Genomic DNA, 20,812 nt, shown 5'->3' with positions numbered 1-20,812 from the left:
TCATTATAAAGCAACTTGTCTCATTTGACAAGTGCGTCTGTCTTATTCATCATACAACTTGCTGCCGAATACATGTTTCTCAAGGTTAGACAGCCGTTTTAAAATATCAAAGTTAGTCGTATTGGACTGAACCGGCTGCTTTTTGCTTGCTTCTTCAAGCTGCTTTTTCAGCTGCAGATTTTCCTGCTGCAGTTCTTCCACTTCTTGATGAAAGGTTTCATAATCCTTAATAATCATATCTAAAAATTTGTCAACGTCTTCTTGTCTGTAACCTCTAACGCCTGTTTTAAATTCTTTTTCCAAAATGTCTTTCGCAGAAAGCTTTACTTTATCAGCAAGCATCTTTTTCACCTCGTATCGTGAATCATCATCTTATATTTTATTCAGAAACACGTGCCGTTGTCAAATGTTCTCTGGCATGTTATGTAAAGAAGTCTTCTTCTTCAACGGCTGCCCGGAGATCATCCATCGTAATAGAATAGATCGGATATCCGTCTTTTTCACGCCGTTTCTCCGCTTCTTGAAGCATATATTTAGGCGAACCTTCCATTTCCGGATCATATAACAGTAAAAGCGCGTCTGATTTTTCAATAAAAAAGGCGTTTTTCTGCCGGAACTGAAGCGGACTCTCATAAGGCCGGTGCGTAAGGCTCTCTTCATAATCTGCCTGTGCCAGCACCGCTTCATACATTTCTTTATTCGGTTCCTTCCACTTTTCTTCCTGGCCGTAAAAAGGCGTGATCACGGCCACCTTTAACTCGGGATAGTCTTCTCTGAGATCGTACGCCGTTTCCGCCGCCCAAAGCTCCGTTCCCAGCTGCCCTGATATCAGCACCCACTCCAGTCCTTCCTCAAGAAAGCTCCTCAGCCGGTTTTCTATTGCTTTTTTAATATAAACCAGCGCGCGGTCATCCTGCTTAAAGATGCCGAGTTCAAACGGCTTGTACCCTGTTACGGCTAATACTTTCAATTCCATCACCTGCTTAAAAAATGGGGCTCCCATCGGGCCCCATTTAATTTGCTGATATCCGTACCGATCTTGCTTAGACGTTCAATACTAGTAATCGCAGCATGGGCTTCCGCATTGAATATGCTGATGTGACGTCGGGTCAACACTTGAGCAAGTGTGCGGGTAGTAATGAACGTGCTCAAAGTTGTGGTGATTTACGTTAGTTGTATGCTGCGGATGAATATGCGGCACAATCGTACTGGAAAAATTGTGGTGTTCACAGCAATGAGTCGGATGGACAATCGGCGGCATCACGTTTGGTCTGCAATGATGAAACATGCTAAAATCCCCTCTCCATTAACTTTTATTACACTGTTAAGTTATGAAAAAAGGAGAGTGCATGTTCTAATGCAATCACCCAATTTAGAAATGCACGAGCAAGCTGTCTTTAAAATTCGAAAAAACAAACGCAATTAAAAAAACCACGACAAAGAACAAGTAAAAAACACCTTTATACATACCAACTCTCCCCTATAAATAACTAACGCTATTTTACAGGATGCGTCATTATTCTACAACTAAATCGATATGAATCCAGAAAAAAATATTTTTGGCGAATCCGCTCGCCTTTTGCGCTTTCCCGGGCAATATTTCAAGAGGAATATTTCCTCTTCAGCCGGACGATCCGCACATGAAGCTTCTCAGTTTCTTTTTCTGTTATTTCCTCATCTGCGGCAGCTTGCTTTGCGGCTTGTAATGCTTGGCTGAAGTCTTTTAGATGATGCTCAAAATATTTCGCCAGCTCGACCGCTGATTGATATCTGCATTTGTGGAGATCAGAAGTCATAAGCTTTTCCCAAAGCGGAACAGCGTCTGCCTGACGGTTTTGTTTTTTATAAAGCATTGCTAAGTCAAAAAGGGCTCTGTCCGAATCCTCAAATGATTTGCCTTTAAGCGCTTCAAGCTGTAAAATGGCGCGATCCGTTTCCTTATGGGCGATAAACCACTTCGCCATCGCATATGCTTCCCGCTGTTCTGACGATTGATCAGACGCTGCAAAAATTTTCTTAGACATATGGATGTATAGGGTGATGAGAGAAAGCACATCCTGTTCATTATGTGACAGCACACCTTGTAAAAGCGCGGGATCTTCCGCTTTTAAAAATTGAAAATACAGCATCGGCGCCAAATACCCCGGAGTGTCCTCGTCTCTTATAACAGAAAGCTCCTCTTTTTCAACCGTGCTAAGCGATACACGCTCCATTTTATGTTTCCAAAGACGTCTCGCTCCGTGCAAAAGGTCAAAATGGCCGAACTCCGGCAGCTTCGGCAGCCTGTCCCGAAGCAGCGTATGCCTTGTTTTTACCTGCGGCCAGTCAAAGGCTTTGCCGTTATAAGTCACAAGAGACGTAATATCAACCTCGCTTAAAAAGCTTTGGTACAGAGCAGCCTCGTTTCCCGGCTTGGGGAGCAGATGCTGCTTTACAACGACACGGTCTTTATATACACGGGCATGCCCGAGCAAAAAGATCATATTTCCGGCTCCGCCACCGAGCCCCGTTGTCTCAGTATCAAAGAAAAAAAGCTGGCTCTTTTCATATCCCTCGGCAGATAATGTATGTGTAAGCCCGCCTTCATTCCATAAAGCCATCACTTCATCCAGCTCAGAAAAGCTGTATCTGCCATGGCGGTGCGTAAGCGGATAAACAACTTCACGGATGAGGCAGTATTCATCTTCAAAGAAAAAAGGCTTAACGCCGAATGACTTCCATTCTTCCGCAAACGGAATATCGGTATCCCGCTCTGAATGAGCAGCTGCTGCCGGCTTTTGTTCTGCTTCCTGTACATTGATGTGCTTTTTCATCCGCTGTAATTTATTTTTTAAGGACATTTCCCGCCCTCCTTTTCTTTTACACGTGATTCAAGAGCTGGAGAATCGTTTTTTTCGCATCTATCCCCTCTATTTCGGTGCCGATGCAGGAAGGGCAGCCGTCTTGACACGGGCATTGCCGTATCAGGCGCTTTGCCCCTTCATTGATTTCATCGAATCGTTTATACACTTCATCAGCGAGCCCGATACCGCCCGGATAATGATCGTATAAAAAGATTGTCGGCAGCCCTGTATGAGCGGCTTTAATTTGCGACACGACATGCACGTCATTGCGGTCGCACATGACATATACAGGCACGATATGCTGAAGGACATGAGCGATGCCTAAAAGCAGCTGCTCCAGCGTTTTTTCGCCGATCTCCGAATCTGTTTCTTTTATTTCAAGCCAGGCCGCACTTGTATGCAATTCTTCTTCCGGGAGATGAATCGGACCGGAACCTATATTTTCAAATGTGGTCATTTTAATTTTTTTGAAAATCGTCGGAAGGGCATTAACGGTCACGTCTCCGAAATGCAAAGCCGTTTCCCTTCTGCTGTCTGTCCTGTCAATTTCAAGCACTTTGAGCTGCACCGCTAAATTCGCATCTGTATAATATTCGACATCTACTTTTCGGACATATGCTTTTTTGTGATCCCAATCAAGCTTTTCAACTTGATATTGCACTCCTTCATGCAAATAAATGGCTTCATCATGCAAAAGCGTCATCGCGCTGAACCGGTCCATTTCTCCGATGATTTTTACATTTGCCGTATCAGACTGGTCGACGATGACCACGTTTTCCTGTGACGCCGAGCGCAGGCTGATATTTGAGGCAGGAAATGATTCGCTCGCCCAATGATAGCGCTCGCGGTTTTGATGAAGCACTCCCTCTTCCACCAAATACTCGAGAATGTCCTGTGCGTCATTTGTCCCGAACGTTTCATCCTCCCGGAATGGCAGCTCGTAGGCGGCGCACTTAATATGGTCAACTAATATAATGAGATTATCAGGATTTATTCGCGCAGATTCAGGTGACCGCTTAAAGAAATAATCAGGGTGGCGTACGATATATTGATCAATCGGCGCGGAATTGGCGACCATGACAATTAACGCTTCGCCGTGGCGGCGGCCCGCCCGGCCCGCCTGCTGCCATGCGCTTGCCACACTGCCCGGATACCCCGTCATAATACAGACCTGCAGCTGACCGATATCGACGCCGAGCTCCAGCGCATTTGTACTGACAACGCCAAGGATGCCGCCGTCTCTTAATCCCCGTTCGATCTCCCTTCTTTCTTTCGGGAGATAGCCTCCCCGATAGCCTCTGATAGACTTTGCGCCTATTTCTTTTTTTACGAGCTCTTGAATGTGGCTTAAAATGATCTCCACCCGGACCCGGCTCCTGGCAAAGACAATGGTCTGAATATGATTTTTCAAAAACGTTTTTGCCAGCTCATTCACTTCAACGGTGGCGCTTTTTCGGATATGCAGCGGTTTATTCACAATGGGCGGATTGTAGAAAGCGAAATGCTTTCTGCCGCTTGGTGCTCCGTTGTCATCAATCAGCTCAACGGGTTGTCCCGTCAGCTGCTGTGCTAACTCTTTCGGATTCGCGATCGTGGCGGAAGTACAAATAAATGACGGCGAGCTTCCGTAAAACGCGCAAATCCTCTTTAAACGGCGGATGACGTTAGCCACGTGGCTGCCGAATACGCCGCGGTACGTATGCAATTCATCAATGACAATATATTTCAGGTTTTCAAAAAGGCTCACCCATTTTGTGTGATGGGGAAGAATGGCCGAATGGAGCATGTCGGGATTTGTAATGACAATGTGCCCCGCCTTTCTCACCTTTTGCCTGATAGCCGGAGAGGTATCTCCGTCATATGTAAAGCTTTTAATGTCCATGCCCATTTCATCTATGATTTCATTCAGCTCGCTTTTTTGATCCTGAGCGAGTGCTTTTGTCGGAAATAAGTAAAGAGCGCGGCTTGTCGGATCTTCAGCAATGGACTGAAGAACCGGCAGATTGTAGCACAGCGTTTTTCCGGAGGCCGTGGGCGTGACTGTCACAATGCTTTCTCCGTTTTGAACGGTTTGAAAAGCAGAATACTGATGCGTAAACAGCCGTTCAATCCCCCTCTTTTCGAAAGCCGCCCGAATTCTCGGATCAATCCTGTCAGGCATCGGCATGGTTTTCGCCTCACGCGGCTCCTCTTCATGCCAATGTACAATATTCTCATGTTCTTTTAATTCATGAATCAGTTCGGTCAGTGATTTTTTTTTCATCGTTCACACCTCTTTATGAGGTACAGTTTACCGAATATTTGTTTGCCTGGCTAGATGAAAATACTGCACAAGAAAAAAAGCAGAGCATCAGCCCTGCTTACTTCATCTTTATTGTAAAAACCTCTGTTTGTCCTTTTTTAGCTTCTTTTGCACCTGCGGGCTGCAAAGATTCTGCGGCATCACCGTTCATAATGACCATCGGGATCACCGTGCTGCTTGCTTTTTCTTTTATTAAGTCTAAATTGCATGTCAAAAGCGGGTCGCCGGCTTTTACTTTGTCGCCTTCTTTCACATGGGCTTCAAAGCCTTCACCGTTCATATTGACCGTATCTAAACCGACATGTATTAAAATCTCCGCTCCAGACAAGGTGCGGATGCCCACAGCGTGTTTTGTGTGAAAAAGCTGAATCACTTCCCCCTCAGCCGGCGAAACAATGTCTCCGTTTGCCGGTTCTATCGCAATGCCGTCCCCCATCATTTTTTGTGAAAATACGGGATCCGGCACTGAGGCCAAATCCATCACCGTTCCGTCAGCCGGAGAATAAATCGCTTCTTCGGCCGGCTTTTTCCGGCTGTCTCCCAATCCGAATAATTTTTTCAGCAATGTTTTGTGCTCCCTTCCTAAAAGTGAATCCGTTACCAGTTTATTCTCCACTATTTAACCACACTTTCTTTTTTCCTTCAATTCATAACCACATGGCACAAAAGCGCATAGTCTGTTACAAAAGGCGGTGGTTATATGGAAAATTCACATGATGATAAGCATCATTTACAAAACAATGAAGATATGATAAACCATGCGATGGACCAATTTTTTCATTCGGGTCCATTCGGCGAGCTGATCCAAGGGTTTCAGCATCTTGTCAATTCAGCTTTTTCAGATGTTCAGGTCACCATTGACGTCAGAGAAGAAGAGTCGGGTCTTGCGGTTGATATCAGCGTCCCGCCGACATTCCGCGACGGAGATATGCTGGTTGAAGTCAAGGCCCGTTATCTTCATGTCACTCTTCGGCAGCATCAGCAGCAGGCTCATTCATCCCATGTTTCTTCAAGCATGACAAGAACCGTCATCCTCCCTTATGAGGTGCGCGAAGAAGATATGAACACTTCATGGAATGAACATACGCTGACTCTCTTTTTCCCCAAAAATAAGCATGAATGATTCGTGTCATTCATGCTTTCATTATTTAAAGAAGCCGGTGAATCCTTTTATCAGAGATCCGAACTGATTCACAGCGCTCATCATCTGCCCTGTCGTATCCATCATTTTATTAAAATCAAATTGTCCGTTTGTTTTTTTAAATTGAGAGAGTATGCCTGAGAATTGGGAAGGCTGCTGCTGATTCGGTCTGGGAACGGGATACGGATTCAAAAATCCCGGCTGTCCGCCAGGCATGCCTGCCTGCGGAGGAGAATACGGCTGCATGTGCCCGTACTCCTGATTCGGATAAAATTGAGGCGGAAATTGCCCTTGCTGAATATACGGCTGCTGCTGATACTCCTGCATCGGCTGAGGATAGTAATATCCCAAGGGCTGCTGCTGATATATATTTTGATATTGCTGCGCTCTCCTTTTCATATGACGTTCCCCCTATATCTCGCATCAAGTTTCTTCTTTATATGTATGAATTCCGCCTTACTTATGTGTCTTTCAACAGTCGCCCGCTTTGTCAAATGCTGTCGAAAGTCTTAATATTTTAAAAACAAAAAAAAGTCGAATCGCTATGTTACGATAATCTCAACATACATGAGAGGGGATGCACCATTTTGAACGTATCATACTTAAGAAAACGTTTTGCAGAAGTAAAAAAATATGAGACAGATTGTGTGAATAAATTGATGGACTTTGCAAAGTTCCTCTATATTCAAGGACACCTGACCGCAACGGAATTTCGAAACAGTATGAAGGTTCTCGAAGCAAGTGGAGCAGAAAACCCGGCATATGAATAACCATGCCGGACCCCTGAAAAAAGAAGGCAGCTGATCAGCTGCCTTCTTTTTCAACTTCATCCTTACATATACGAAGCGTATATAAAACAGATTCAGTTATATCCTTATACCTTTTTTTATGAATATGATGAACATATGATTGGAGCATCAATTCTGAAAAGTTCTCTTTAACGGCCAGAATCTGTTCCTGATGAACGTATTTCGGTCGGCTCGTTTGAATAAACGGCAGCGCCTTTTCAATCCAAAGCGCGCAAAGCTTATCTTTTTTTTCAACGTCAGGTTTAATGATTTCAAAGAAATCATATGAACGGTCGTGCTCTTTTCCGTCTTGGTACCTTCTGTCAGCCTCTATAGCGGCCTCTATCATTTGTTCTGTTAACTCCAATAACAATTGTGTCTGCAAACGGACTCACCTCAATACACATCGTACCAAAGTTTCAACACAAATTCAGCTTATCCGGTACGCCTTAGGTAAAACCGCTTTGCGCTGATCAGTCAGGAACAGGTCGTCAATGCAGATATAAAGCTCCCTCACCTCATCCTCCAGGGCAGCGAGACGATCATCCTCTGTTTCCTCAGCTTCTGTCTTATAGAGAGTCATTGATTGTTCAAGCGTCTCTTCAGCATCAGAGAGCTGATCTTCGATATCAGAAAGCAGACGGAGAATATCAGCCTTACTCGTATAAACGGACATTCATGTTCCTCCCTTTTATCACTTGCGTATCTCCGAATATAATTCTCGTTTTTACGCCGCTCTCCTTTGCACCCGACAAAACTAGAAGCAAATCGCCAAACAAACAGGTATTATCCTAAAAGGCGGAACTTTCGACAAAAAAGTGCCGCAAACTTTGTATGAAGCGGCACATTAATGCAAACGATACAGTTGAGGAGGTGCCGTATGAAAACGAGACCGAAAAATGCAGGCAAACAGCAAAAAACCGAATCAAAAACGACTGATACGCTTGACAAAAAATTAGGCGGCCCAAACCGCCCTTCTACGTAAGGCAGATGACAGCCCGAAACCGCCGGAACGGTTTTGGGCTTTTTCATGTTTTCAGCCACTGTTCAACAGCGAGAAGCGCATGAAGCTGGCGTTTTTTTTGCAGATACCAGTCTGTCAGCTCCAGCTGCTTCGGCATTTTCTCCTGTAAAAAGGCCCCCTTCTTTAACCTTTTTTGAAACCAATCCGTCTTTCTGCCGTCTAATGAGTGGGCAATCAAGGGATAGGTTGTCCTGAGCATTGGTGATGTTCGCTTTTTGATGCCGATCATTTTCTCCATATCAAAACGCGAGCCTGTATGAGGCACGGTATCGAGAAAGCGATAAAAAGAGCTGTAATGCTCCGGGCTGAATAACAGCTGGGAAAGCTGTTTTCCGAGCGTAATTCTTTCTTCGGCTTTTGAAAACCGTTTGACGGAAATTCCGTATAAACATCCGTCATATGAAGGAAATATCACCGTGTTAAAGTGAAACCAATCACTTAAATAAAAAGGAATCGTGCCAAAAACATTCTTTTTAAACGAAGGATTTTGTATAATAGGTGTTTGGATAGTGTTTTGTTCATTTATAATAAGAGCATACATGAGCCGTTCCGTATCTCCATCACGCCAAAAGCGGGACCATTCTTCCTGCATAAATGCCGAAACGCGGAAATGAGGAAGATGACGGAAAAGAGGTTCGCCGATTGTTTTCGACCATTGGTATAACAAAAGCTGGGGATAGGCGTCGGAAAAGATCAGCCAATTCGCCCTCTCATAGGACAGAAAAAACCAGTTTTTTTGTTTACTCTCAAGACCCTGCTGATAAAGGCTGCCTTTTAAATCAGTCATCGACCAGCCGGCATTGCGGGAAACAAAGGATGCCAAAAGTGACCATTTGATCTCAGGATGGCGGTCATAATATGATTTATAGGCATTCGTCCGGGAAATATTATCGGCATTTTTCATTTTCGTCTCTATTTCGATTCGGCGCAGAATGGCTGTTACGGTCTGTTGTTTTTGCACGTTCATTCACTTCCGTCACTAAAAGTTTGATAAGGAGGATGGAAAAAGTGATTCGGTATCCGAATGGAAAGACATTTCAGCCGAACAAAACGGTTTCATCCAAAAAAAGCCAGAAACAGTCGCCTTCTTACAGTAATCGCGGCATGACCCTCGAAGACGACCTGAATGAAACGAATAAGTATTATCTGGCTAACCAAATTGCCGTCATTCATAAAAAGCCGACACCCGTTCAAATTGTAAATGTCCATTATCCGAAAAGAAGCGCCGCGGTCATTAAAGAAGCCTATTTTAAGCAGTCGTCAACAACTGATTATAACGGGATTTATAAAGGGCGCTACATTGATTTTGAGGCAAAAGAGACAAAAAACAAAACGGCATTTCCCCTGCAGAATTTTCATGAACACCAGATTGAGCATATGAAGCAGGTGGCTGCTCAAGGCGGCATTTGTTTTGTTATTATATCCGCTTTCGATAAGGTTTATTTCCTCGAGGCTGATAAGCTGTTTGTCTTTTGGGAGAGAAAGGAGAAAAACGGCAGAAAATCGATTCGCAAAGATGAATTAGAAGATGCTTCCTTTCCGATTTCCCTTGGATACTCACCTAGAATTGATTATATTAGTATTATTGAACAGCTTTATTTTTCGCAGGAGACAGTAGACTGAGCGAAAGGTTGATTAACGAAAGGTTGAGATGTTATGTCAGATCAATTTATGAGTCGTGAAGAACGCCGAAAGGCAAAGCAGTCGAAAAACAGCAAACCGGCTTCTTCACCGAAAAAAGGCAAGAAACAGCGTAAAGGCGGTTTATTTAAAAAAATTGTGCTGTCTTTGGTTATTCTGTTTGTCCTTGGCATAGTCGGCGGAGCGGCGGCATTTGCCGTTTTAGTTTCCGGCGCGCCGTCGCTGGATGAAGCTAAGCTGAAAACGCCTTACTCTTCAACGATTTATGATAAAAACGGCAAAGAAATCGCGGAAGTGGGCGCCGAAAAGCGAACCTACGTCCCGATTAAAGATATTCCCGACGTTGTAAAAGAAGCGTTCATCGCAACTGAGGACGCCCGTTTTTATAAGCACCACGGGATTGACCCGATCCGGATCGGCGGCGCTTTGCTCGCCAACTTTAAGGATGGTTTCGGATCAGAAGGCGGAAGCACAATCACCCAGCAGGTTGTGAAAAACTCGCTTCTGACTCACCAGAAAACGATTAAACGGAAAGCCCAGGAAGTATGGCTTTCACTGCAGCTGGAGCGCCATTATTCTAAAGATGAAATTTTAGAAATGTATTTAAACAGAATTTATTTCTCACCGCGCGCCTACGGCGTCGGTAAAGCCGCTGAAGACTTTTTCGGCGTGAAAGACCTCAGCAAGCTCACGGTTGAACAAGCAGCAACCCTTGCCGGTATGCCGCAGAGCCCGACCGGATACAACCCTGTTAAAAATCCGAAGGCTTCTGAAAAGAGACGGAACATCGTTCTCAGCCTAATGGAAAAACAAGGTTTTATCTCGAATGCTGAATACCAAAAAGCAAAAAAAGTGTCAATGAAAGATGAAGGCGTCGTCAGCCAAAAGCAATATGATAAAAAGGATACAAATAAGTACAGCGCTTTTGTCGAAGAAGTCATGAGTGAAATTGAATCGAAAGAAAAGAAAGACGTCGATATTTCCACTGACGGCTTAAAAATCTATACGACCCTTGATACGAAAGCACAAGATTATTTGGATGAATTAATGAACGGCGACAGCGTCGGCTTTACCCAAGGCATGCAGGGCGGCGTTACCCTCCTTGACACGACAAACGGTGAAATCCGCGCTATCGGCTCGGGACGAAACAGAACTGTCGGCGGGTTCAACTATGCGACAGGTACTGAACGCCAGCCGGGTTCAACGATAAAACCGATTCTTGATTATGGTCCAGTTATCGAAAACAAAAAATGGTCAACGTATGAGCAAATTGATGATTCGCCTTATACGTACTCTAACGGCACACCGATTCATGACTATGATCGGAAATATAAAGGTCCGATTTCCATGCGTGACGCACTCTCAGACTCACGTAATATTCCGGCTTTGAAAGCATTCCAAGCGGCTGGAAAAGATAATGCAGTTGACTTCGCAAATGGATTAGGCTTGGGACTAAACAAAGACAGTGTAACTGAATCTTATTCTATCGGCGGTTTTGGAGATGATAACAGAGGCGTTTCTCCTTTGACCATGGCAGGCGCCTACAGCGCATTCGGAAATAACGGAACATACAACGAACCGCATGCGGTCACATCCATTGAATTTAATGACGGCACAAAGCTTGATTTAACGCCGAAATCAAAAAGCGCAATGAGTGACTACACGGCGTTTATGGTTACGGATATGCTGAAATCTGCGGTACAATCAGGAACCGGCAGACTTGCCCAAGTGCCGAATGTTGAAGTCGCCGGTAAAACGGGTACGACTAACTTTACAGATGATTATATGAAAGCACACAATATTGCAAGCAGCGGTGTTCCGGATTCTTGGTTTGTCGGCTACACGCCGCAATATACAGCTGCCGTCTGGACAGGTGTCGAGGCTAATAATAAGGTAGGAAAATTATCCTTATCACAAGCAGACCAGCAAGTTGCCAAACGCCTCTTCCAAAAGCTGATCTCATATGTTGACGACGGCAAAGGAAGCTTTGAACAGCCTGACAGCGTCGTCAAAGAAACGATTGAAAAAGGCTCAAACCCTGCCGCTTTAGCCGGACCGAATACACCGGATGATAAAAAAGTGACGGAGTACTTCGTGAAAGGAACGCAGCCTACTGCTGTTTCTAAAACGTACACGAAAGAAAAAGCCAATAAACCGACAGGCTTGCAAGTGAAGTACGATAAAGACAAAAAATCATTGACCCTAAGCTGGGGCTACGATGGTGATGCTACCTTTAATGTCAAGCAATCCGTTGACGGCGGAAGCTACAGTGACATTCAAAACAGCTCTGCAAAAGAAGCTGTCGTCTCTGACGTCACGCCAGGCTCCACATACAGCTTCCAAGTGACAGCGGAAAATGATGACGGAAAAAGCGATACGGTATCAACGTCCTTCAAAGTCCCGAAAGATGAAGAGGACAATGCAGACAAAGATAAAAAAACGGACGAAGAACAAAATCCTGATGATAATCAGGATAAAGACAAGACCCAAACCGATGATTCACAAACAGATAACAGTCAGACAGATCCGTCAAACGGATCGGATAATTCGTCAACTGATGATACAACCAAAAATCCGGATCAATCCAACCAGGATCAAACGGATAACGGGAATAAGAATCAGCCAGGCGATGGTACGGATAAAAACGGGCAGAGTGATAACAGCTCTGACAATAGTTCCGACTCCGGAACAGACGGTTCCAACCCAGACGACAAACAAACGGACAAAAACCAAGACTCTTCATCAAATATCAACGGGCAGTCAAATTCGTCAACCATCCAATCAAACTCCGCTAATTAGCGGCCGAAAGCCTTCACCTCAAATAGGTGAAGGCTTTTTTGCACAATAATAAACCTCCTTACGTAAAAATAAGGAGGTTTCTATTTTTTATTCATGGCTTCATATTTATGAAATTGTTTTTTCATTTCCGTCATCAGCTCATCCAGCTGAATAAACGAGTGAAATTGCGTCGGTTTTGTTAAAATAAACGCTATTCGCTCCGCCCAATTGATCGGCTCCGCCGGAAAATGTCTTGTTTTAAGAACAGACCAATCAAGTGACGGCACCCGCTCCCCTGCCGTCCAATGAAAAGCGGCAATCAGGCAAGCAATCCCTTTCAGCATGTCATTTTGATCGCATCTCGATTTCCGTGTTTGAAATACGGGAAGCAGCGTTTCTTTCGTTTCATTCCATATTTGAAAAAGGAAAGGAACGTATTTACTTTTTTCTTTCCATGGCTCTGCATCATGCTGTTGATCACTAAAATCCACATACAAAGGATTGCGGCGCAGCGCCGATTTTATGCTTTCGCTTTCCATGTCGGTAAGACCGCGCAAATATGCTTCATAGCCTGACAATGTTTCTTTTTCCGTCACCGTTTCACCAGCCCTTTTTTATCTCGTTTCTGGCCTTCTCTGCATAACGAAAGCAAAGGACACTCCGCACAGCGGGGCGATTGAGCTTTACAGTGATAGCGCCCGAAAAATATCAATCTGTGGTGCGTAACGGACCAATCCTCTTTCGGCACTTTTTTCATTAATGTTTTCTCAACTTCCAACACCGAGTCTTTCCAGCGGCAGATTCCGAGCCGTTTGCTAACCCGCTCGACATGAGTATCTACTGCAATCGCGGGAACGCCGAACGCAACCGATACTACCACATTTGCTGTTTTCCGGCCTACCCCCGGCAGCTTTACAAGCTCATCTCTGTCTTTCGGTACTTCTCCGCCGTAATCTTCAATGATCATCTTGCTGAGCTTTTGAATATTTTTGGCTTTATTGCGATACAATCCTATGGATCGGATATCCTGCTGGAGTTCTTCCAGCGGCACGGCAAGATAATCTTCAGGCCGTTTATATTTTTCAAATAACGTTTTTGTCACTCTGTTAACGAGGGCGTCCGTACATTGTGCAGATAAAGCGACTGCCACGACCAACTCGAAAGGATTTGAATGGACAAGTTCACATTCTGCGTGCGGAAACATGTCGCCGATTTTTTCAAGACAATATTCGATCTGCTTTAAATTTAACACATTTCTCCCCTTCTCACTTTACTGTTCCAGCCAATTGTAAAAAGGAACCTGCCTCGTATACTCTTTTTGCGGTTCGTTTTGTTTCGTTTGGACGCGTCTGAATTTCTGGCTGTGCACCTTCGCCTGCTCCACCGTTTTTAAGCCGTTCTTTTTCCATTCAAACAAGATTCGGTCGATATACCGGAAACTGAGTTTTCCTGATAAAACAGCTTCTTTTAACGCGTGCTTAATCATCGGTGCTTCATGCTGGTCTTGATCCTGCCATATGGCCAATGTCTCACATTCAAGCGGAGACAGCGGTCTTCCGAACTCTTCCTCAAAGATGGTATACAGGCTCTTTTGTTCCCCTTCTGATTGTCTTTCCTGCGTTTGGTTTTGTGAATGCTGAATAAAATCATACAGCTTTGCCCATAACGGCTGCAGAGAATATTTTTCAAATTTTATTCCATTATGGTCTTCACATTCTTCTAAGAATAGAAAGCCTTTTTGGATAAACATTCTCAATCTGCTTGTACATTCTTCAACAGAAATTGACATGCCGGACTGAAGTTCAAACGGTGTCGGAAAATAAGAGCCTTTTTCCAAATGCATTTTAATCTTCAGAAGCAGAATCAATTCGGTTTCATTTAAACCGAGCTGCCGGTAATTTGTCAGAAGCAGATTGGGGATGCTTGAGGTACCGAGCTCTTGCATGTCTATAAATTGCTGTTTTTTCATGATTACACCTCTTACCTGTAAAGGTTATCGCGCGGGCTTTCCCCTTTACTATGAAAAAGTCTCCCTTTACAGGAGACTCCTTTTTTCTACCCTATTACGGATACAGACGGTTCAAAAGTCTTGGGAACGGGATCGTTTCACGCACGTGAGGCGCTCCGCTGATCCACGCGACTGTGCGCTCGAGTCCGAGACCGAAACCGGAATGCGGCACAGAACCGTATTGTCTGAGTTCAGCATACCATTTGTAAGCGTCTGAATCCAGACCGTGTTCTTTTAATCTTGCTTCCAACAGTTCCATATCATGAACACGTTCAGAGCCGCCGATGATTTCTCCGTAACCTTCCGGAGCGATTAAGTCTGCACATAATACGACATCGTCACGATCTTCTGCCGGCTGCATATAAAACGGTTTTAATGATGTCGGGTAATGAGTGATAAATACCGGCTTGTCATAGCTTTCTGCGATCGCAGTTTCATGCGGAGCGCCGAAGTCATCTCCCCATTCAATATCGTCAAACCCTTTTTCTTTCAAAAATTCAATCGCTTCATCATACGTAATGCGAGGGAAAGGCGCTTTGATTTGCTCAAGTTTGGACGTGTCTCTTCCTAATGTGTTCAGCTCAATTGCGCAATTTTCCAATACGCTTTGCACGATGTAAGACACATAATTTTCCTGAACCTCGAGGTTTTCTTTAAATTCAACAAACGCCATTTCCGGCTCAATCATCCAGAATTCAATGAGATGGCGCTTTGTTTTTGATTTTTCCGCTCTGAACGTCGGACCGAATGAGAACACTTTTCCAAGCGCCATTGCAGCGGCTTCCATATACAGCTGACCGCTTTGAGACAAAAATGCGTCCTCGTCGAAATATTTCGTTGCGAACAGCTCTGTCGTGCCCTCAGGAGCGCTTCCCGTTAAAATAGGCGGATCGACTTTAACAAAGCCTTCTTTGTTGAAAAATTCATAAGTCGCGCGAATGATTTCGTTACGGATTTTCATAATCGCATGCTGGCGTTTAGAACGGAGCCATAAATGTCTGTGGTCCATTAAAAACTCCGTGCCGTGCTCTTTTGGCGTAATCGGATAATCAGTCGCTTCATGAATCACTTCAATTGAAGTCACCGCAAGTTCATAGCCCAGCGGTGAACGCTCATCCTCTTTTACGATTCCTTTTACGTAAAGTGACGTTTCCTGCGTCACTGATTTTGCCGTTTGGAAGATATTTTCTTCAACTTCAGCTTTGACGACGACTCCCTGAATGAAGCCTGTACCGTCTCTCAGCTGTAAAAAAGCGATTTTACCGCTTGAGCGTTTATTTGCGACCCAAGCTCCAATCGTTACTTCCTGGCCTACGTGTTTATACACTTGGTTTATCGTTGTTTTCAAACTCTTTCCCTCCAGAACAAGAAAGACATTCAGACATCCTGAATCTCTTTTTTCATCACCTTATTATACCCGTTCTTCTCTAACGGGGTCAATGCAGATGAAAAGCGGCTTAAGAAAGCCGCTTTTTATAATCAGCTATGTTTTTCTGTAAAGCGGCGGATTCTTTCGACCGCTTTTTCTAAAAGATCTAGTGACGTTGCGTAAGACAAGCGGACGTTATCCGGTGAGCCGAAGCCGGAACCCGGAACAATGGCCACTTTTTCTTCTTCCAGAAGCGCCTTGACAAATTCGTCAACATCCTTGAAGCCGCAGTTTTGAGCTGCCGCTTTGGCGTTAGGGAACAAATAAAATGCACCTTCAGGTTTGACACAGGTAAATCCGGGGATTTCGCTAAGCTTTGCGTAAATCGTATTTAATCTGTGCTCAAATGCCTGCCTCATCTCTTCCAGCGGCTCAGCCGGGCCGTTATATGCTGCGATGGCACCGTATTGGGCGATGGAAGTCGGATTAGACGTGCTGTGGCTCGCAAGGCTGGTCATGGCTTTAATAACCGGTTGAGCTCCGGCTGCGTAACCGATTCTCCAGCCTGTCATGCTGTGGGATTTAGAGACGCCGTTAATGACAATCGTTTGTTCTTTCAGTTCATTTGAAAGCTGCGCGATTGAAACGTGTTTCTTTCCTCCGTATGTAAGCTTTTCATAAATCTCGTCAGAAACGATCAGAATGTCATGCTCCAAGCAAACTTTGCCAAGCTCCGCGAGCTCCTCTTTTGTGTACATGACACCGGTCGGGTTGCTCGGCGAGTTGATGATGATCGCTTTTGTTTTATCCGTGATGGCCTGTTTCAGCTGCTCAGGTGAAATTTTGAACTGGTTGGATTCCAAACCTTCAACATACACCGGACGGCCGCCTGCCAGCTTCACCTGCTCAGGATAGCTGACCCAGTATGGCGTCGGGATGATGACCTCGTCTCCCTCATCAAGAATCACCTGAAAGAGTGTATAAAGTGCATGTTTCGCGCCTGTGCAGACGATGATTTCGGACGGTTTGTATTCAATTCCCTGATCTTTTTTGAATTTTTCTGCGATGCTGTCTTTCAGCGCCGCCAAACCGCCGGACGGCGTATACTTCGTATGACCCTCATTCATTGAACGCACTGCCGCATCTATAATATGCTGAGGCGTGTTAAAATCCGGTTCTCCTGCGCCGAGGCCGATAACATCATAGCCTTCTTCTTTCAGTTCTTTCGCTTTAGCGGTAATTGCCAGTGTTGCAGACGGTGTTAATGCGGATACTCTTTTTGCCAATTTCAACTTGAACTCCCCCTAATACGTCTCACGGTGTGATGTTTTTGAGAATCTTGCCGCTTGTAAAGTCCACATAGCTAAAACTATACTGCCCGTCCTTGTTTAAGTAGGTCACTTCCCACAGCAGGACGTTATTTTCTCTCGCCGGGTGAACGTCTTTCAGTTTGGAAACCAGTCCAGCGTCCTGAACGATTTTTGCCGCTTTGTCACTTGAAATGCCGTCACTGGCTTTTTTCGAGAGAATCTTTGCTTTTTTGCCGGCAGGAACCCATACATACATTTTCGCATCATGTTTGTCTGTTCCGGCAACGACATAATACTTTTGTTTGCCGACAAAGGTTTCGACTTTATCAGCGGTTGTCAAATCGGTTTTTTCTTTGGCGGCTGCGGCAGCTGCTTCATGGCCTTCTTCTTTTTGAGCCATTGCGGATTTAAAAATACTGGCCGAAAATAAAAGAACTGCTAAAAAAATAATACCAAATACAGCTGTAAATATTAATGCTTTTTTTTTCATCTTTTTCACCTACGTGCGATAAATGGTGAAGACCGCTTCATTTTGGTTTTCTCCGTCCAACGCAAGTCCGAACATCAGGTTATCTCTTTTCAGGGTCCGGTTCAATGTATCGACGATCTTATATAAATCATCTGAATGCTCCACATTAATTGTAGAAAGAATCTCAATTTTGCTTTCCATTTTTATACCCTCCATCGGTCGAACAAATTTTGTTAGTCATAGCGGTCGTACACACGCGGCATAATAAAGTCACAAGGCGGCGCGAACCCGCTTTTACTATAAAAACAATTCCTCATCCCACACCATGAAAGCCGCTTTTTGCGGCTTTTTATTCCGTTTTCCCGACGTAAGCTTCAAGCTCGGCATCCGTGAGTTCCAATAGGGAAGCAGTCGGCAGTGCTTCGAGAAACAGGCGCCCGTATCCCGCCGTCTTTACCCGTTTATCTAAAAGAACGATCGTACCCTTGTCTCCTGCCGTGCGGAGCAGCCGCCCGATGCCCTGTCTGAACGTTAATACGGCCTCAGGCAAAGAAACGGTTTGAAACGGGTTTTTCCCCTTTCGCTTTGCAAACTCACATTTTGCTGCATGAAGCGGATTATCAGGCGGCCGGAAAGGAAGCCTTGCAATCATCACGGTTGACAATTCATCCCCCGGAAAATCAACACCTTCCCAGAAATGATTTGTACCGAGTAAAATCGCCCGGCTGCCCGCTTTAAAGGTTTTCATTAATTTCCCCGGACTGCCGCCTGTGATGCCTTGGCCAAGCAGCTGGATGCCGGAAATATCCATGCTGAGCTTCAGTTCCTGATACACTTTTTTCAGCATATCGTGAGACGTGAACAGGACAAGGATTTTCGGCTGTTTTTCCTTTGACATAATCTCTATATACCGGGCAATATGATGAATAACATCCTGCTCTCCGTCATATTTTACGGACTTCATGTCAGTTGGAATGATGACCTTCATTTGATCATCATACGAAAAAGGAGATGGAATGCTTTTGGTGCGCGGATAAAAATCCGAAAGGCCGAGCCTCTCAATCATAAATTGAAAAGACTGCTCCACCATAAGGGTAGCGGATGTAAGCACGACGCTTTTTTTGCGGGCGAAAAATTGATCAGCGAGCATTTCTCCCGGTTCCAGAGGCTGCGCATATATGCTGACAGCGTTTTTAGCGCCTTTTGCATCAATTTCAATCCATACGGCTTCTTTTTCATCAGTTTCAAACAGCAGACGGCTGAACGTATCTCGATACTCTTTTAAGCCTTTCATGCATTTTACATATTCGGCCGCTAAAAAAGCCGCTCCGCTTTTCATCTGATCCAGTTTTGTATGTAACAGTTTTTCATGAACCGAAAAAACGTCCAGTAGATGATCAAGCATGGCGCATAGCCGCTCTGCTCCGTCGGTTAACATGAGCAGGCCCCTATCCTGGCTTTTATGGTTCAGACTATAGACGAGACGGTTCAGATCGTCTTTAGGTTTTCTTCGTTTGACAAAAGAATGCACTGAACTGAAAAAAGCATCGCTTTCTGTCTGAATATGCTTTACCCACTCATCGGCGTCGAAGAAACTATCAGCAGGCAATTGATACGTATGAAACAGCTTTCTCATCCGTTTTAACAGACCTTGTTCCTTTAACGTACCGATCCGGCTGAGCTTTGTGTGCAGCCCTATGTATGAAGCTCTTCGCCCTAAGTGCTCGCTTGCGGCACGCTCAAAATGGTGCGCTTCATCAATAATCATTGTCCCGCTGTCCGGCAGTCTTTTTACATTGCTGCCTTCATCGATTAAAAGCAGGGCATGGTTTGTAATGATGAGATCTGATATTTTCGCTTTTTGTTTAGCGCGCTCATAAAATCCTGTGACTGAATTATCCCCTTTTTTAAAAAAAGAATCTTCGTCATATGCCATTCGATCCCACAGCAGCCTGCCGCCTGAAGGTAAATTCAATTCAGCGACGTCGCCTGTTTCTGTCTCTGTCAGCCAGACCAGAAGCTGAGCTTTTGTCAGGACCGCATCGTAATTATCATCTTCCTCATGCAGTATGTGTTCAAACTTGCGCAAGCAAAGATAATGAGACTGCCCTTTCAAAATAGCTGCCTTGACCGGCCAAGGAAACATACGCTCCAATAACGGAAGATCTTTAGACATGATCTGCTGCTGCAAAAGAGTGGAATACGTGCTGATGATGACAGGAGTCTGTTCTGACTTTGCAAATAAAACTGCCGGAACGAGATAACCAATCGTTTTTCCGATGCCAGGCGCGGCCTCAATCAGCGCATGTTCCCGATTGCAGAAGGCATCCAGCACTTCGTTCATCATGGCAAGCTGTCCCTTCCGCTTTTCATAACGGGGCACAAATTCAGATAAGAGCTCTTCCGTTTTTTGAGTCCACATCTCAAGATCGACAGAAGAATCCATCTGTGCCGGCTCCGGCGGGGGTTCAGGCTGTTTAATTGAAAATGAGGCGTACGGTATGCATCCCTCATTTGCTGATGGCTTGTTTTCGTAAATGAATGAATCCAATAACAGCGTCAAATCACTGATAAAATGCTGTGAGAGTCTTCTAAGCTGTTTTAACGTCGGCAAAGGAAGATGTCTCAGTTTATGTAAGATTTCTAAAAAAATCAGCCCGGTCACTTCCGCGTCACTATCAGCGCGATGGGGACGGTCATGAACGATATGCAGCTCTTCGCATAATTCACTCAGCTTATACCCTTCAAACTCAGGAAATACAATACGTGAGAGCTCAACGGTATCAAGCACTTCACAATCGGGCAGCTGATAGCCGGCCTCGTTTAACTCATGCCTGACAAATCCGAGATCGAAATGAATGTTATGCGCGACAAAGTACGCGCCGTCAAGCAGATGAAAAATGTCCGCTGCTGCCGCTTCAAACGGCAATTCGTTTTCAACCATTTCGGTTGAGATCCCCGTCAGCTGCTCAATAAACGGCGGAATCGCCTGATTCGGATTGATATATTTTGAAAACCGCTCAGTAATTTGTCCATTTTCAATGACAACCGCTGCGATTTGAATGATTTTATCGCCTTTTTTCGGCGAATTTCCTGTTGTTTCGACATCTATGACAACGAACCGTTGCTTGTTCATTAA

23 protein-coding genes and 1 pseudogene are annotated in these 20,812 nt (G+C 44.7%); 5 read left to right on the top strand and 19 right to left on the bottom strand.

From position 1 onward, the window contains the following. Positions 1-42: 42 nt before the first annotated feature. The 7 genes and pseudogenes from gpsB to AXI59_RS11270 all read right to left on the bottom strand — a co-directional run bounded on the left by gpsB (position 43) and on the right by AXI59_RS11270 (position 5,710). On the bottom strand, positions 43-342 hold the full coding sequence (gene gpsB / locus AXI59_RS11290; protein WP_061521000.1) for a cell division regulator GpsB: 300 nt from the start codon (positions 340-342) through the stop codon (positions 43-45). A 79-nt stretch (positions 343-421) separates the two neighbouring features. Beyond that, positions 422-970: an SLOG family protein gene (locus tag AXI59_RS11285; protein ID WP_061528312.1), complete on the bottom strand. Its 549-nt coding sequence runs from the start codon at positions 968-970 to the stop codon at positions 422-424. An 87-nt stretch (positions 971-1,057) separates the two neighbouring features. Continuing rightward, on the bottom strand, positions 1,058-1,288 hold the full coding sequence (gene cotD, locus AXI59_RS19380; protein WP_082791763.1) for a spore coat protein CotD: 231 nt from the start codon (positions 1,286-1,288) through the stop codon (positions 1,058-1,060). A gap of 84 nt (positions 1,289-1,372) precedes the next feature. Then, positions 1,373-1,480: pseudogene (locus AXI59_RS19775) on the bottom strand (hypothetical protein); the annotation flags it as partial. A 121-nt stretch (positions 1,481-1,601) separates the two neighbouring features. Then, the gene (locus AXI59_RS11280) at positions 1,602-2,840 is read right to left on the bottom strand and encodes a ribonuclease H-like domain-containing protein (RefSeq protein WP_061528240.1); all 1,239 of its coding nucleotides are present in this window, start codon (positions 2,838-2,840) and stop codon (positions 1,602-1,604) included. A gap of 19 nt (positions 2,841-2,859) precedes the next feature. After that, positions 2,860-5,106 carry a DEAD/DEAH box helicase gene (locus AXI59_RS11275; RefSeq protein WP_061528239.1) on the bottom strand — a complete coding sequence of 749 codons (2,247 nt, stop codon included), beginning with the start codon at positions 5,104-5,106 and terminating at the stop codon, positions 2,860-2,862. Positions 5,107-5,203: 97 nt separating this feature from the next. Next, positions 5,204-5,710 (bottom strand): PTS sugar transporter subunit IIA, encoded by a 507-nt coding sequence (locus tag AXI59_RS11270; RefSeq protein WP_061528238.1) that lies wholly within the window; start codon positions 5,708-5,710, stop codon positions 5,204-5,206. Between the two features lie 135 nt (positions 5,711-5,845). Between AXI59_RS11270 and AXI59_RS11265 the strand changes: the two genes are divergently transcribed. Continuing rightward, positions 5,846-6,268: an Hsp20/alpha crystallin family protein gene (locus AXI59_RS11265; RefSeq protein ID WP_061520996.1), complete on the top strand. Its 423-nt coding sequence runs from the start codon at positions 5,846-5,848 to the stop codon at positions 6,266-6,268. A gap of 21 nt (positions 6,269-6,289) precedes the next feature. Here AXI59_RS11265 and AXI59_RS11260 read toward each other — a convergent pair whose 3' ends face one another. Beyond that, positions 6,290-6,685 (bottom strand): YppG family protein, encoded by a 396-nt coding sequence (locus AXI59_RS11260; RefSeq protein ID WP_061528237.1) that lies wholly within the window; start codon positions 6,683-6,685, stop codon positions 6,290-6,292. 188 nt (positions 6,686-6,873) lie between these two features. Here AXI59_RS11260 and AXI59_RS11255 point away from each other — a divergent pair, with 188 nt between their 5' ends. After that, entirely contained in the window at positions 6,874-7,056 is a 183-nt protein-coding gene (locus AXI59_RS11255; RefSeq protein WP_061520994.1) for a YppF family protein, read from the top strand. A 34-nt stretch (positions 7,057-7,090) separates the two neighbouring features. Here the strand turns inward: AXI59_RS11255 and AXI59_RS11250 are convergent, their stop codons facing one another. Both AXI59_RS11250 and AXI59_RS11245 read right to left on the bottom strand, forming a co-directional pair. Beyond that, positions 7,091-7,459 carry a DUF1798 family protein gene (locus AXI59_RS11250; RefSeq protein WP_061520993.1) on the bottom strand — a complete coding sequence of 123 codons (369 nt, stop codon included), beginning with the start codon at positions 7,457-7,459 and terminating at the stop codon, positions 7,091-7,093. A gap of 45 nt (positions 7,460-7,504) precedes the next feature. Next, entirely contained in the window at positions 7,505-7,750 is a 246-nt protein-coding gene (locus AXI59_RS11245) for a DUF5446 family protein (protein WP_061520992.1), read from the bottom strand. Positions 7,751-7,954: 204 nt separating this feature from the next. On the opposite strand from AXI59_RS11245, the gene sspM reads away from it, so the two are divergent. Then, complete coding sequence (gene sspM, locus AXI59_RS11240) at positions 7,955-8,059, top strand: acid-soluble spore protein SspM (protein WP_061520991.1); 105 nt, start codon at positions 7,955-7,957, stop codon at positions 8,057-8,059. A 43-nt stretch (positions 8,060-8,102) separates the two neighbouring features. Here the strand turns inward: sspM and AXI59_RS11235 are convergent, their stop codons facing one another. Continuing rightward, positions 8,103-9,065 carry a DUF2515 domain-containing protein gene (locus AXI59_RS11235; RefSeq protein WP_061528236.1) on the bottom strand — a complete coding sequence of 321 codons (963 nt, stop codon included), beginning with the start codon at positions 9,063-9,065 and terminating at the stop codon, positions 8,103-8,105. Positions 9,066-9,106: 41 nt separating this feature from the next. Here AXI59_RS11235 and recU point away from each other — a divergent pair, with 41 nt between their 5' ends. Together recU and AXI59_RS11225 are read left to right on the top strand one after the other, a co-directional pair. Further along, positions 9,107-9,721, top strand: a complete 615-nt coding sequence (gene recU / locus AXI59_RS11230; protein ID WP_061521249.1) for a Holliday junction resolvase RecU — start codon at positions 9,107-9,109, stop codon at positions 9,719-9,721. 33 nt (positions 9,722-9,754) lie between these two features. Beyond that, positions 9,755-12,538 carry a PBP1A family penicillin-binding protein gene (locus AXI59_RS11225; protein ID WP_061528235.1) on the top strand — a complete coding sequence of 928 codons (2,784 nt, stop codon included), beginning with the start codon at positions 9,755-9,757 and terminating at the stop codon, positions 12,536-12,538. A gap of 80 nt (positions 12,539-12,618) precedes the next feature. Here the strand turns inward: AXI59_RS11225 and AXI59_RS11220 are convergent, their stop codons facing one another. The 8 genes from AXI59_RS11220 to dinG all read right to left on the bottom strand — a co-directional run bounded on the left by AXI59_RS11220 (position 12,619) and on the right by dinG (position 20,809). Beyond that, positions 12,619-13,056: a YpoC family protein gene (locus tag AXI59_RS11220; RefSeq protein ID WP_412675297.1), complete on the bottom strand. Its 438-nt coding sequence runs from the start codon at positions 13,054-13,056 to the stop codon at positions 12,619-12,621. A 53-nt stretch (positions 13,057-13,109) separates the two neighbouring features. Beyond that, positions 13,110-13,769, bottom strand: a complete 660-nt coding sequence (gene nth / locus AXI59_RS11215; protein WP_061520987.1) for an endonuclease III — start codon at positions 13,767-13,769, stop codon at positions 13,110-13,112. A gap of 18 nt (positions 13,770-13,787) precedes the next feature. Further along, on the bottom strand, positions 13,788-14,486 hold the full coding sequence (dnaD, locus tag AXI59_RS11210; protein ID WP_061528234.1) for a DNA replication protein DnaD: 699 nt from the start codon (positions 14,484-14,486) through the stop codon (positions 13,788-13,790). Positions 14,487-14,580: 94 nt separating this feature from the next. Beyond that, a complete protein-coding gene (gene asnS / locus AXI59_RS11205; RefSeq protein WP_061520985.1) occupies positions 14,581-15,873 on the bottom strand; it encodes an asparagine--tRNA ligase in 1,293 nt (430 codons plus the stop codon). 131 nt (positions 15,874-16,004) lie between these two features. Further along, positions 16,005-17,186, bottom strand: a complete 1,182-nt coding sequence (locus tag AXI59_RS11200; protein ID WP_061528233.1) for a pyridoxal phosphate-dependent aminotransferase — start codon at positions 17,184-17,186, stop codon at positions 16,005-16,007. A 22-nt stretch (positions 17,187-17,208) separates the two neighbouring features. Further along, the gene (gene tseB / locus AXI59_RS11195; protein ID WP_061528232.1) at positions 17,209-17,694 is read right to left on the bottom strand and encodes a cell wall elongation/penicillin-binding protein regulator TseB; all 486 of its coding nucleotides are present in this window, start codon (positions 17,692-17,694) and stop codon (positions 17,209-17,211) included. 9 nt (positions 17,695-17,703) lie between these two features. Continuing rightward, positions 17,704-17,874 (bottom strand): YpmA family protein, encoded by a 171-nt coding sequence (locus AXI59_RS19375; protein WP_064485273.1) that lies wholly within the window; start codon positions 17,872-17,874, stop codon positions 17,704-17,706. A 148-nt stretch (positions 17,875-18,022) separates the two neighbouring features. Beyond that, positions 18,023-20,809, bottom strand: coding sequence for an ATP-dependent DNA helicase DinG (gene dinG, locus AXI59_RS11190; protein WP_061528231.1), 2,787 nt, complete (start codon positions 20,807-20,809; stop codon positions 18,023-18,025). Positions 20,810-20,812 lie beyond the last annotated feature (3 nt).

Source organism: Bacillus nakamurai, from assembly GCF_001584325.1.
GTDB lineage: Bacteria > Bacillota > Bacilli > Bacillales > Bacillaceae > Bacillus > Bacillus nakamurai.
Note: the sequence above shows the minus strand (reverse complement) of the source record. Positions and strands in the feature narration are given on the sequence as shown.